The sequence below is a fragment of the Curtobacterium sp. MCLR17_055 genome, assembly GCF_003234305.1.
Classification (GTDB): domain Bacteria; phylum Actinomycetota; class Actinomycetes; order Actinomycetales; family Microbacteriaceae; genus Curtobacterium; species Curtobacterium flaccumfaciens.
On sequence record NZ_QKSX01000028.1, the window covers coordinates 1 to 13,040 of the forward strand.

10 protein-coding genes are annotated in these 13,040 nt (G+C 73.2%); 5 read left to right on the forward strand and 5 right to left on the reverse strand.

The genetic code is table 11. From position 1 onward, the window contains the following. Positions 1-46: 46 nt before the first annotated feature. A complete protein-coding gene (locus DEJ09_RS17285; protein ID WP_258373945.1) occupies positions 47-2,038 on the forward strand; it encodes an alkaline phosphatase family protein in 1,992 nt (663 codons plus the stop codon). 209 nt (positions 2,039-2,247) lie between these two features. Here DEJ09_RS17285 and DEJ09_RS17290 read toward each other — a convergent pair whose 3' ends face one another. After that, complete coding sequence (locus tag DEJ09_RS17290) at positions 2,248-3,138, reverse strand: CPBP family intramembrane glutamic endopeptidase (protein WP_181433407.1); 891 nt, start codon at positions 3,136-3,138, stop codon at positions 2,248-2,250. Between the two features lie 37 nt (positions 3,139-3,175). Here DEJ09_RS17290 and DEJ09_RS17295 point away from each other — a divergent pair, with 37 nt between their 5' ends. Continuing rightward, positions 3,176-3,865: a metal-dependent transcriptional regulator gene (locus DEJ09_RS17295; protein ID WP_111089408.1), complete on the forward strand. Its 690-nt coding sequence runs from the start codon at positions 3,176-3,178 to the stop codon at positions 3,863-3,865. Between the two features lie 416 nt (positions 3,866-4,281). On the opposite strand, the gene DEJ09_RS17300 is transcribed toward DEJ09_RS17295, so the two are convergent. Further along, the gene (locus DEJ09_RS17300; RefSeq protein WP_111089393.1) at positions 4,282-4,926 is read right to left on the reverse strand and encodes a HEAT repeat domain-containing protein; all 645 of its coding nucleotides are present in this window, start codon (positions 4,924-4,926) and stop codon (positions 4,282-4,284) included. 108 nt (positions 4,927-5,034) lie between these two features. On the opposite strand from DEJ09_RS17300, the gene DEJ09_RS17305 reads away from it, so the two are divergent. Next, a complete protein-coding gene (locus tag DEJ09_RS17305; RefSeq protein WP_111029748.1) occupies positions 5,035-5,988 on the forward strand; it encodes an aldo/keto reductase in 954 nt (317 codons plus the stop codon). Positions 5,989-6,176: 188 nt separating this feature from the next. On the opposite strand, the gene DEJ09_RS17310 is transcribed toward DEJ09_RS17305, so the two are convergent. Further along, a complete protein-coding gene (locus DEJ09_RS17310; protein WP_111089394.1) occupies positions 6,177-8,486 on the reverse strand; it encodes a septum formation family protein in 2,310 nt (769 codons plus the stop codon). Beyond that, entirely contained in the window at positions 8,483-9,034 is a 552-nt protein-coding gene (gene pyrE / locus DEJ09_RS17315) for an orotate phosphoribosyltransferase (protein ID WP_071404348.1), read from the reverse strand. Before pyrE ends, DEJ09_RS17310 begins: the two co-directional genes overlap by 4 nt. Before the next feature lie 96 nt (positions 9,035-9,130). On the opposite strand from pyrE, the gene DEJ09_RS17320 reads away from it, so the two are divergent. Together DEJ09_RS17320 and DEJ09_RS17325 are read left to right on the forward strand one after the other, a co-directional pair. Next, the gene (locus tag DEJ09_RS17320; RefSeq protein ID WP_146245765.1) at positions 9,131-10,798 is read left to right on the forward strand and encodes a hypothetical protein; all 1,668 of its coding nucleotides are present in this window, start codon (positions 9,131-9,133) and stop codon (positions 10,796-10,798) included. 74 nt (positions 10,799-10,872) lie between these two features. Continuing rightward, positions 10,873-12,225, forward strand: coding sequence for a M23 family metallopeptidase (locus DEJ09_RS17325; RefSeq protein ID WP_111089396.1), 1,353 nt, complete (start codon positions 10,873-10,875; stop codon positions 12,223-12,225). Here the strand turns inward: DEJ09_RS17325 and DEJ09_RS17330 are convergent. Next, the gene (locus tag DEJ09_RS17330) at positions 12,222-13,034 is read right to left on the reverse strand and encodes an aminoglycoside 3'-phosphotransferase (protein ID WP_258373946.1); all 813 of its coding nucleotides are present in this window, start codon (positions 13,032-13,034) and stop codon (positions 12,222-12,224) included. The genes DEJ09_RS17325 and DEJ09_RS17330 overlap by 4 nt on opposite strands. Between the last annotated feature and the right edge of the window lie 6 nt (positions 13,035-13,040).

Consider the following 13,040-nt stretch of genomic DNA (forward strand, 5'->3'; position numbering starts at 1 on the left):
CTCCACCACCCCCCACCCCACCGTCCCGACCAGTGAGAGGTTCCACGTGTTCCGACCTTCCGAACGACGCGTCCAACAGGGCGCGCTCGCCATCATGGCCCTGGCGGCCGTCGCCGGGACGGCCCTCGCCATCCCGCAGTCGGCGTCCGCCGCGGACAACTCCCTGAAGACCACCACCCCGATCAAGCACGTCGTCGTCATGTACGACGAGAACGTGTCGTTCGACCACTACTTCGGCACCTACCCGAAGGCCGCGAACACCGACGGCACCCGCTTCACCGCTGCGCGGAGCACCCCGAAGGTGAACACGCTCGCGTCCTCCGGCACCCTGACGAAGAACCCGAACGCCTACGCCCCGTCACGGCTGACGCCCGCCCAGGCGCTCACGTGCGACCAGAACCACAACTACCTGCCCGAGCAGAAGGCCGTCGACGGGGGCGCCATGGACAAGTTCGTCGAGAGCACCTCGGTGGACACCTGCACCGGCCTGTACGGGTCCCCCGGCCTGACGATGGACTACTACGACGGCAACACCACCACCGGGCTGTGGAACTACGCCCAGAACTACGCGATGAGCGACAACGCCTGGGACACCGGCTTCGGCCCCTCGACCCCCGGAGCGCTCAACCTGATCAGCGGCAACACCCACGGCGGCACGGGCGTGGACTCGGTCACCGGTGCCACGGTGCCGACCTCGACCGCCGTCGTCGCGAAGGACGCCGCCGGCCAGGGCACCGTCACCGCCGACCCCGACCCCGCCTTCGACGACTGCTCCGACAAGGACCACACGTCGACGTCGAACCTGGTCGAGATGTCGGGCAGGAACATCGGCGACCTGCTCAACGCGAAGGGCGTCACCTGGGGCTGGTTCCAGGGCGGCTTCACCCCGACGACGGCCTACTCGGGCACCGGCACCCTCGCCAAGTGCGACGCCACCACGACGAACGTGGGCGGGTCGGTCAGCAACGACTACTCGCCGCACCACAACCCGTTCGCGTACTACGCGTCGACGTCGAACCCGCACCACCTCGCACCGACGAGCGACCGCATGATCGGCTCCACCGACCGCGCGAACCACCAGTACGACCTGTCGGCGTTCGACACCGCGCTCGCCGAGCACCGGATGCCCGCCGTGTCCTTCCTCAAGGCGCCCGAGGCCCAGGACGGCCACGCCGCGTACTCCGACCCGCTCGACGAGCAGAAGTTCCTGACGTCGAAGATCAACGAGATCGAGCGGTCGCCGGAGTGGTCGAGCACGGCCATCGTCATCAACTACGACGACTCCGACGGCTGGTACGACCACGTCGCGCCGACGATCCTGAACGGCTCGACGGACTCCTCGAACGACACCACGGTCTGCACCACGGCCGCGACCAAGGTCGGTGTCGCCGGTGGGTACCTCGACCGCTGTGGCCCCTCGCAGCGGCTGCCGTACCTGGTCATCTCGCCGTTCGCCAAGCAGAACCACGTCGACCACACCGCGATCGAGCAGACCTCGACCACGAAGTTCATCGAGGACAACTGGTCGACCGGGCGGATCGGTGACCCGTCGTTCGACGCCCGGGCCGGTTCCATCCGGAGCATGTTCGACTTCACGCACCCGCAGCACCGCGAAGTGCTCCTGAACACGAAGAGCGGTGCGGTCTCGCGGATCGTGTCCACGGCCGTCACGCCGAAGCCGACCCCGAAGCCCACGACGAAGCCGCACACGGGGACCGGCGGCGGCAGCGGCACGGGCGCGAGCACCGGTTCCGGTGGAGCGGCAGGAACAGCAGGAACGGCAGGCACGGCAGGCACGGCAGGCACGGGCGCCGGCACGGGCAGCGGGGCCACGCCCGCCTCCAGCGCCGCAGCCGCGGCCGGCGCCGCGGGGCAGACCGTCGCTGCCGATCCGTCCGCGAACGATCCGTCCGCGACGCGCCTGGCCTTCACCGGCGTGCAGCTCACCGGGGTCACGATCGCCGCGATCGTGTTCCTGATGGCCGGCATCGCGCTGGTCGTCGTCCGCCGTCGACAGGTCCGGCGTCGGACCGACTGACACGACGCTGGTCGACCGACGCGTCTCGTCGACCGACACGACACGCCGAGCCGACTGACACGTCGCGTCGCGTCGCGTCGCGTCGACCGACACGACCGAACCGTGCCCCGGAGCGTGCTGCGCTCCGGGGCACCGTCGCGTCCGCGCGGGGTCGCCACGCGCCGGTCGGCACAGCGTCCGCCGGTGCAGCGGCCGTCGCGTCCGTTCCCTCAGACCACGTCGGCCGGGAGGCGCGGCTCGCCTCCCGCCACCACGACCGCCCCCATGGGCGGTACCGTCCGCCACCGCTTCGCGAGCCGACGGGGTCGGTCGTCGTACCAGGCGATGACCCCGCCGGCCACGATGCCGAACGCGAGCACCCCGAACGAGAACAGCCCGATCAGGCCGAGCAGCGTCAGCTTGCCGAAGTCGCCCGTGTCCGCGGTCGCCGAGAACCCGATGGACCCGAAGTCCCAGAAGGCGTGCAGCAGCACCGGGGCGAGCAGCGACCCGGTCAGCCGACGCGCGACGTACAGCGTCGACCCGAACGACGCCGCGAACACCACCTGGATGAGCGTCGGCCCGATCCCGGCACCGGCGAGCGCGTTGAGCAGGTGCAGCAGCCCGAACAGTGCGCACGACAGGGCCCACACCCCCATCTCCGGCAGGCGCCGCCGCAGCCCGACGAGCAGGGTCCCGCGGGCCATGAGCTCCTCGAAGACCCCGACGAACAGCACCCCGACGGCGAGCAGCAGGAAGTAGTGCGCGGGCAGCGCCGTCCAGTCGATCAGGGGCAGCCGGACGACGCACACCACGAGCACGAGGATCGGTGCGAGCATCGTCCACCGCAGCCGCGTCCGGACCGGGTCGACCGTGGCGATCCGCCACCAGCCGAGCGCCGTGACGAACAGGGCGAGTGCCACAACGGCGATGCCCTCGGGGATGACCAGGGCGTGCACGACGCTGTCGACCGTCTGCGCAAGGGTCGCGTAGTCGTCGCTCGGTCGTGACCGCCAGGCGCTGATCGCCGCGAAGACCACGATCGGCGCGAGCCCGAGCAGCAGCGACGGGGGCACCGGCCAGCGACGGCGGCGGGCTCGGACGGGGGCGGTGGTGGTCACCTCCCGGTTGTACCAGGCGGGTCGTACGATTGGCGGTATGCGCCTGCCCTCCCTGTCCACCATGGCAGAGGACTACGTCAAGCTCATCTGGAAGGCCAGCGAGCGCGGCGGGCCCGGCTTGGCGACGCGGGACATCGCGGCGTCGCTGAAGGTGTCGGCGTCGACGGTGTCGGGCAACCTCAAGAAGCTCGACCGCGACGGCCTGATCGAGCACACCCCGTACTACGGCGTCGTGCTCACCCCGCTCGGGCAGCAGGTCGCGGTGGCGATGGTCCGGCGGCACCGGCTGATCGAGGCGTTCCTGGTGGAGCGGCTCGGCTACTCGTGGGACGAGGTCCACACCGAGGCCGAGGCCCTGGAGCACGCCGTGTCCGAGCAGTTCCTCGACCGCGTCGACGCCGACCTCGGCCACCCGACGCACGACCCCCACGGTGACCCGATCCCCGGGGCGGACGGCATCGTGCCGGACTCCCCCGGCACCCTGCTCGGCGCGATCGAGCCGGGAGCGTGCGGCACCGTCGACCGGGTCTCGGACGACGACCCCTCGCTGCTGCGGTACTTCGACGAACTCGGGGTGGGGCTGGGCACGCACCTGCGGGTCGAGCGGGTGCGGGACTACGCCGGCGTCATCGCGGTGTCGCGGCGGGCGATCGACGGCTCGGAGTCCCTCGTCGACCTGCCGGCCGCCGCCGCGTCCTCCATCTGGCTCGCACCCGACGGCGACTGACCGCGCGGCGCGCGCGGGCGGGAAGGTCGGCTGGTCACGACACCCCGCTCACGTCCGCCGAGCGGTCACCTTCTGTCGCCCGGCAGCCCCGCAACCGACGGTTCGCGACCACTCGGCACCCAACGCACGGGGCGTCGTGACCGCACCACGGCCCGCGAACGCGCGTGGCGACGGACGGGAGGCCCGGCGCCCCGCCGCCACGCGCCTCCCGTCCGACGCCCCCACCGGTCACGGCACCCCGCTCACGTCCGCCGAGCGGTCACCATCTGTCGCCCGGCAGCCCCGCAACCGACAGTTCGCGACCACTCGGCACACCGGCCACGGGGTGTCGTGACCGCGCGACGCGCCCGCCCCACCGCCGCGACGGCGACGGTTCGCGACCACCCGGCGCTCCCGGCCGGGCGCGCCCGCCGGCCCTAGCCCTTGACGGAGCGCGTCCGGCCGAGAGCGACCTCGCGCCGGGCCCGCTCGAGGGCGAGCGCGGATGCCGCATCCGGGTCGTGCAGCAGCCGTTCGGTCTCGTGCACGTGCTCCCGGACGGCGTCGGTCCCCCGGTCGGCGGCCGCGGCGAGGACCGGTCCGACGGTGTCCTCGCCGAGTCCCACCAGGGCACGCGACAGGCTGAGCCGACGCCCGCGGTCACCGATGCCGAGCTGCACCGCGAGGGTCCGTGCGAGCGACGCCCGCTCGTCGTCCGGCACCAGTGCGACGGCCGTCCGCCAGGCGGCGCGGAGGACCTCGTCGTCGTGGTCCTCGAGCAGCGGGCGCACCGCCGGCCACGCCTCCGGGTCGCCGATCTTCGACAGGGTGTGGAGCGCCTGGCTGCGGGCCTGCGGCTCGGGGCGCTCGAGCTCGGGCAGGACGCGGGCGACGACGTCGTCGGCGGGGTGCCGGGTGAGCGCCCACGTCAGCATGTCGCGGACGAAGAAGTCCGGCTCGACGGCGCACTGCGCGACGAGCACCTCGAGGTCCGCGGGGTCCGGGGTGGTCCCCGCGGCCATCACGGCCTGCAGCCGGGCGGAGGATCGCGGGTCGGCGAGGGCATCGGTGAGCGTGGTCATCCGTCCATCGAAGCCCCTCGCGCCGGGGCCGTGTCAAGCATCGGGGCATAGCGTCGGGAGACGTGCGGTTCGCTCCCACCGCACCTCCGACCACGAAAGGACCTCCGCATGCCCCGCATCGGTACCAGTGACCTGCACGTGTTCCCCCTCGCCCTCGGCGGCAACGTCTTCGGGTGGACGGCGGACGAGTCGACCTCGCACCAGGTCCTCGACGCCTACACCGCGGCCGGTGGCGACTTCATCGACACCGCGGACGTCTACTCGGCCTGGGCGCCGGGCAACTCGGGCGGCGAGTCCGAGCGGGTCATCGGTTCGTGGCTGCGCGCCTCGGGCAAGCGGGACGACGTCGTCATCGCGACGAAGGGCTCGCAGCACCCGGAGTTCCAGGGCCTCGCCGCGGACACCGTCGCCGCCGCTGCCCGCGCGAGCCTCGAGCGCCTCGGCACCGACCGGATCGACCTGTACTACGCGCACTTCGACGACCAGTCGACCCCGCTCGAGGAGACCGTCCGCGCCTTCGACCAGCTCGTGCAGGACGGCCTGGTCCGCTACACCGCGATCTCGAACTACTCGAAGGACCGCGCCGCGGAGTGGATCCGCATCGCGACGGAGAACGGTCTCGCCCAGCCGGTCGCCATCCAGCCGCACTACAACCTGGTCACCCGCCAGCCGTACGAGGCGGAGATCGCGCCGCTCGCGCACGAGCACGGACTCGGCGTCGTGCCGTACTTCTCGCTCGCGGCGGGGTTCCTGACCGGCAAGTACCGCTCGAAGGACGACTTCGCGGGCAAGGACCGCGAGGGGCAGGTGTCCGGGTACTTCACCGACGAGGGGCTCGCCGTCGTGGACGCCCTGTCCTCGATCGCCGATGCCCACGGTTCCGAGATCGCCACGGTCGCACTCGCCTGGCTGCAGGCGCAGCCCGACGTCGTCGCGCCGATCGCGAGCGCCCGGAACACCGAACAGCTGCCGGCACTGCTGGCCTCGGCGGAGCTCGAGCTCACCGCCGACGAGCTGCAGACGCTGTCCGACGTGTCGGCGAAGGTGCCCGCGAGCGCCTGACACCCGCGCATCTCAGCTGATGCGCGTGCATGTTCCGACATCCCACTCGTCGTTCGACGGGTGGGATGTCGTTCGTTGCACACGCAGTCGCTGCATGTGCATGTTGCGATAGAGCACCCGTCGATCACGGGGTGGATCGTCGCAGAACGCGTGCGACCCGCGCCGCCAGACCGACCGCCCGACCGCCCCTACGCCCCCGGCGCCAACGAACCGGTCAGCGGCTGCCCCGACGACCGCGTCACGAAGCACGCGATGAACCGGTCACCCTGGTCCCACGTCGCCTGGTCCGGCGCGTAGGAACCCTGCACCTGCACGTCGCCCACGGCAGCGGCGGCCGAGGCGTTCAGCGCCGTGTCGGACTGGCACTGGTCGGCCGCCTGGGTCGCGAGGGCCTCGGCACCGGGGTAGGTGTCACCTTCGACGGCGAGGCGTGCGGTCAGCTGCCCGATGTGCGGCGTCGCGCAGTCCACCACCGTGAAGGTCTGCGACCACGCGTTCGTGAACGGCGACAGGCACTCCCCGCCGGCCAGGTCGGTCCACGGGTGCTCGCCGGGCAGAGCCGGGGTCGTGGCGAACTGCAGCGTGGCGGCCGGCGCTGCGGCGTCACCCGGCTGCGAGGCCGACGCCGACGGCGCAGCGCTCGGTGTCGCCGGCGCCGACGAGGCAGCCACCGGCGCCTTCGTCGGCACGGCCTGGTCGGCGATGTTGTTGCCGAGGATCCACTTCGACAGCAGGAACACCAGCACGATGAGCACGAGGATCAGCGCGATCGACCCGTAGATCAGCAGCTGCTTGCCGCGCTTGCCCTCGTTCCGCAGCCGCGCGAAGCCCTCGTTGATGAAGTTGTCGCGATCGCCGGGCTGCCGGTCCGGACCGCCGGCCGGCCGGCCAGCAGCAGCGGGCGCGGGGACAGCAGCAGGAGCGGCAGCAGCAGCTGGCACGGCAGCCGCCGGCATCATCCGCGTCCCGGTGTCCTCCGGGTCGTAGCCGGTCCCGCCGAGCTGCCCGACGGCCTCGGTGCCGAACAGGTCCTTGATGGCACTCGTGTCACTGGTCTCGCGGCCGTCCCACTCGGACTGGTCCAGGTCGTCCGGCGCCGCAGCGGGAAGGGGCTCCGGCTGCGGACCGGTGTCGTTCCCACGCAGGCCGAGCACGGCGTCGAGGTCCTGCCCCACCGACGGCGGCAGGTGCGCCGGGTACTCCTGGGCACCCGCAGCGGGCTCCACGAGCGGCGGCGCGGCGGTCGGCGGCACGGTCGCGTCGGGCTCGGACCACCAGGGCGTCCCGGCCGCCGGCATCGCGGTGGTCGGGGCATCGGCCTGGAGGCCCTCGGTCGCGTCCGGCACGTCGCCTCCGGCGGGCGCACGGGGCACGTCCACGGCCTCGGTCGCCTCCGACGGAGCACCAGCAGCATCAGCGGCGGGAACGGCAGCCGGAGCAGCCGTGTCCGACACGGGCGCAGCCGGGACCGCCGGCGGCACCACCGGCGGCACGGGGACCGCCGGCGGCACCGGGTAGGTCCGCGGTGCCTGCGGCAGCCCGGAGGCCGGGGTGTCGACCTCGCCGGCGACGACCTCGTCCTCGTCGTCCAACTCGTCGGCGAGCGACCAGGACCCGGCGGACAGCGCGGTGGTGTCGAACGAGTCGGTGGTCAGCGTCGCCGGGACCTCGCCGGGCTCGTCGTCACCGAGCGCCCAGTCGAACGGCCGGTCGTGCGCGCCCGTCTGCGTGGGGACCGGCCCGGTGCTGGTGATGCGCAGCAGGTCGGTGAAGGTCGGCGGTTCCTCGGTCGGCGGCAGCACGTTCTCGACGCCGAGGGGCTGCGGCGCAGCGGGAGCAGCAGCAGCGGGCGCCACGGACTCCGGGTGGTTGCCGGTCGCGCGGCCGAGCCAGTCGACGTCGGCGCGGCCCTCGCCGAACGGGTCGACGCGGCGACGCTCGTCCTCGATGGCCTTCGACGCGGCAGCTCGTTCGTCGCGGTGGGTCTGTGCCGTCGGCAGCACGATCGACGACGGGTGCGGCGCGGTGGAGTCCGGCGCGACGTCGGCGGCGGCCGGGATCCGGTCGTGCAGTGTGGAGCGCTCGTGCTCGACGACGGCGTCGGGGTTCTCGGAGGGTGCGAGCAGCTCGGGCGGCATCGAGATGGCCTGGGTCGCGCCGTCGTCGAGCGCCGGAGCCGAAGCGGCCGTCGCAGACGCGGCAGGAGCCGGCGCAGCAGGAGCAGCAGGCTCGGCGCCCTCCGCCTCCCCCTCGGCCACGAACGGCTCCGGCAGCGGCGCGCCCGTCTCGCGGGCGGTGCGCTCGGCCTCGCGGCGCTCCCGCCGCGACGGCCAGTCCTCCTCGCCGCGCGGAGCCCCGAAGATGTCCGCAGCGCTGCGGAGACCGTGGAACGGAGCGTCCGATCCGGACGCACGCCGAGCCTCCAGGCCGTCGTCCCCGTCTGCCGGGCCGGCGGTGCCGTCGGGTTCGCGTGCGTCGTCCGGACGCTCCTCGGTCACGCGGTCAGCCCCAGATCAGCCAACCCGATGGCCGCGAAGTACGGGTAGCCGGCCGCCTCGATCGTCTCCTTGGCACCGGTGTCCCGGTCGACGACGACCGCGACGGCGGCGATGATCGCACCCTCGCGCTCGAGCGCCTCGGCCGCCTTGAGCGGCGAGCCGCCGGTGGTGGAGGTGTCCTCGAGCACGACGACGCGCTTGCCCTTGAGGTCCGGTCCCTCGACCTGCTTGCCGCGGCCGTGGTCCTTCGGCTCCTTGCGGACGACGAAGGCGTCGTAGGTCAGGCCCTGGGCAGCGGCCTGGTGCAGGACGGCGCTGGCGATGGGGTCGGCGCCCATGGTCAGGCCACCGACGGCGGAGACGTCCGGCACCTGCTGCACGAGCTCGGTCATGACCTGCCCGATCAGCGGCGCGACGCGGTGGTCCAGGCTGACCTTCCGCAGGTCGATGTAGTACGTCGCCTTCTTCCCGCTGGTCAGGGTGAAGTCGCCGTGGAACACCGCTTCGGAGGAGATGTACTGGATCAACTGTTCGCGCGCGTCGGTCACAGCGCACAAGGGTAGTCGGTCGGGCCCGCAACGCGCTCCCCCAGCCTGTGGGTCCGTGCGTACCGGCACCGAGGCGGCCTCGGTACGCTCCGGGGCATGTCCCGAGCACCGCGTCGCCCCGCCGTGGAGCCGACTCCGTCCGGCGGCCGCCGGACCGGTGGGGTGGCCGTCACGATCGGACGGGAGGCCCTGGGCGGCCTGGTCGCGCTGGCCCTGGCCGTCATCGCCCTGCGCCACGTCGTCGCGACGGAACGGGTGGCGTTGCTCTGGTACGACGGCGACTCGGTGCTGCTGCCGCTCGTCGAGCGCTCGCTGCAGGCCGGCCAGCCGTTCGAGTGGGCGATGTCGCCCGCGCTGTTCTTCTTCCCCGAGCTGCCCGTGTACCTGTTCTGCTCGCTGGTGACCGGGACCCCGCAGCAGGCCCTGGCGCTGAACGGGGTGCTCGTGCTGCTCGCCGTCTACGCGCTGGTGCGGGCCGCCGCGAACGAACTGATGCCGTCCGCCGGGCGACCCGCGCGGATCGCGGTGTCGGCCGGGGCGCTCGGCCTCGTCACGCTGCTGGTGCTCACCGAGTCGTCGGCGACCGCGACCTCGCTCGAGCTGGCGTCCCTGCTGCTCACGACGACCTACTACTACGGTGCCGTGCTGGCGGTGCTCGGCACCGCGGTGCTCGTGCTGCGGGCGGTGCGCCTCGGCCGGGCGTCGGTGCCCCTGCTCGTGGTGCTCGGACTCGTCGCCGCGTGCACGACCGCGTCGAACCCGCTGTACGTGCCGTGGTCGGCGGCCCCGGTGGTCGTCACCCTCGGGCTCCTGGTGCTGGCACGGCGGGTGCCGTGGCGCCCCGCTGCGCTGCTCGCCGGTGCCGTCACGGTCGGATCGGTCGTCGGGTACCTGGTGCGGATCCCGCTCCGGCCGTTCGTCTCCCTCGACCCGGCGACGTACGTGCAGCCGTCACGGGCCGGCGAGACCCTGCGGTTCTTCGCGGCGCTGACCGACGACCGGGCGGGCACGGCACCGGGCGACCTCGGGCTCCTGCTGCTGTTCGCCGGAGTGCTCGTCACCGTCGGCGGCACGGTCTGGGCCTGGCGGGTCCGCACCGCACGCACCGTGCTGGTCGCGACGGTGCTGCCGCTGGTGACCGTCGTCGCCGTGTCCGTCGGGGTCGTCGTCGCCGGGTCCGAGACCCCGCGCTACCTGCAGCCGATCGTGACGGCACCGCTGCTCGCGCTCGTCGCCGTGGCCGAGCTCACCCGCACCGCGGTCCGCCGCACCCGTGTGCACCGCCCGCACCGCGGGGTCCGGGCGGGGGTGGCGGTCGCGATGGCCGCCGTCCTCGCGACCGGGATCGCCGTGGCGCCCGGCACCGCCCACGCCGTGTCGACCGCGCGGTACCCGGCGGCGGCGTGCCTGGACCGCTGGGCCGACGGGCGCCAGGTCACGGGCGTCGGGCAGTTCTGGACGGTCCGGCCCCTCGCCACCTACGCGGCGGCGAACGTCGGGCTGCTGCAGGTCCGCGACACCTTCGAGACGTACCCGTGGCTCGTCGACCTCGGCGCCTACCGCGACGCCGACCCGAGCTTCGTGGTGGTCGGGTCGCACGACCTCTGGACCACCGCGGTCGAGGACTCCCTCGGCCCCCCGGCGACGATCACCCACTGCACCGGGTTCGACGTCTACGACTACGCCGGCACCGCCGGGCAGGCGATCCTCCGGCGCGACGTCGTCGGGAGCGCCGACGTCATCCGGCGCGACCGCGGCTTCTGATCCACTGCTGAAGTTGTCCACAGCGGCGCGTTGCCGTCCGATGCTCGCTGTACGGATGTATAGGCTCGTGCTCGATGTCTCGTCCCACCAGCCCCCGCGCCCACCGTGTCCCCGTGCGCCTGCGCCTCGCCGTCACCGGCCTGGCACTCGCGGGCCTCGTCGGCACGGTCATCGCCGACGCTCCGGCCGCCCAGGCGGTGACCTACCCCACGTGGGACGAAGTGAAGTCCGCCCGCGGCAAGGAATCCGCGAAGCAGGGCCAGATCACCGAGATCCGGGGCATCATCAGCGAACTCGACGCCAAGGTCGATGCTGCCGAGGCGAAGGCGCAGAAGCTCGGCGACGTGTTCTACAAGGCACAGCGCAAGGCCCAGACCGCGGCCGAGAAGGAACAGCAGCTCCGCGCCGACGCCAAGGACCACGCGAAGGTCGCCGACCAGAGCGCCGCGCAGGCCGGGCAGTTCGCCGCGCAGATGTCCCGCTCCGGTGGCGCCGACGTCACCACCTCGGTGATCACCCAGGGCGAAGACGCCAGTGACCTGCTGTACAACCTCGGTGCGCTGAGCAAGCTCTCCGAGCAGGCCGAGCGTGTGCAGGCCGCCGCGAGCGCCGACGCCGCCGTCGCCAGCTCGCTCGAGGCACAGGCCGACCGCGCCGCCGAAGCGCTGGGCGACCTCGCTGCCGAAGCCGAAGACCGCATGCAGGAAGCCCAGGCGGCGTCCGACGCCGTGCAGGCCGCCTACGACGAGCAGCAGTCGAACAAGGCCCGACTCGACGCCCAGCTCGCGACCCTGACCTCCGGCCGCGTCCGGACCGAAGCCGAGTTCGCCAAGGGTGAGCGCGTCCGCAAGGCGGCGGAAGAGAAGGCCGCACGCGAAGCCGCAGAGCGCGCAGCCGCCGCGCAGCGAGCAGCCGCCGCACAGGCCGCCGCGAACTCCGGCGGGGGCGCTCCGTCAGGCGGCGGCTCGACCGGCAGCAGCGGCTCGGGTGGCGGCGGTTCCGTCGGCGCAGGCTCGGGGACCGGCTGGGTCCGCCCGGCCAGCGGCTACGTGATCAGCCCCTACGGCTACCGCGTGCACCCGATCACCGGCGTCGTCACCATGCACGAGGGCACCGACCTGGCGAGCGGCTGCTACACGCCCATCGTCGCGGCCTCGGCCGGCACCGTCGACTACGTCGGCTGGTACGGCGGCTACGGCAACTACGTCCGCATCAACCACGGCGGCGGCGTGCAGACCGCGTACGGCCACATCGTCGACGGCGGCTTCCGGGTCGCCACCGGCCAGCAGGTCTCCGCGGGGCAGCTCATCGCGCTCGTCGGCTCCACCGGGGCGTCGACCGGCTGCCACAGCCACGTCGAGGTGCACATCAACGGCGCCACCACCGACCCGGTGCCCTTCATGGGCGCTCGCGGGGTCGCCTTCTAGCCGATCGGTTCCGGCTCCGGCTCGTCGATCCCGTCGTCGCCGGCGTTCCACAGCGCCCGGTACCAGGCGGTGCGCTCCGGGTCGTCCGGCAGCCCGTACGCCCGGTGGAACAGCGGCTCCCACCCGGGTCCGTAGTTCCAGCCGAGGGCCATCGTCGCCACCGCGATGTCGGCCCAGCGGTCCGCAACCCCCATCGCGTCCAGGTCGACGTGCCCGCTCCACCGCCGGTCCGAACCGATGAGCGTGTTCGGCGTGCACGGGTCGCCGTGACAGACGACGATCCGGTCGGTCGGCGGCTCCGGACCGAGACCGCCCGGGCCGCGGACGGCGTCGGCGTCGGCGCTCTCCTCACGCGCGCGATCGAGCCGGTCCGCGGTCGCCCACGTGAACGGGCAGTCGTCGACGGGCAACGTGTCGTGCAGCGCGCGCAGGCCCTCCCCCACCGCGACCACCGCGGTCCGGGGTTCGTCGTGCCACCGCGGGTCGACGGCGCTCCAGCCGGGCACCGCACGGGTGTGCAGCCAGACGCCGTCGTCGTCGTCCGAGCCATGGCCGATGACCTCCGGCACCCGGGCGTACCGGGACGCCCACGTCAGCCGCTCGGCTTCGCCGCTGATCCACGATCCGTAGGCGCGCGGCAGCACCTTCACGAACTCGTCGGCGTGCGCGTCCGGTCCGATCCGGAACGTCGTCCCGCCGATCTGGTTGTGCCAGACGAGCGCGACCTCACGCCCTCGGGCGACGTCGGTGACCACGCGCGGCACCGGGACGGTCTCGCCCGGCCGGGGCAGTCCGCCGATCGAGCGCACCACGGC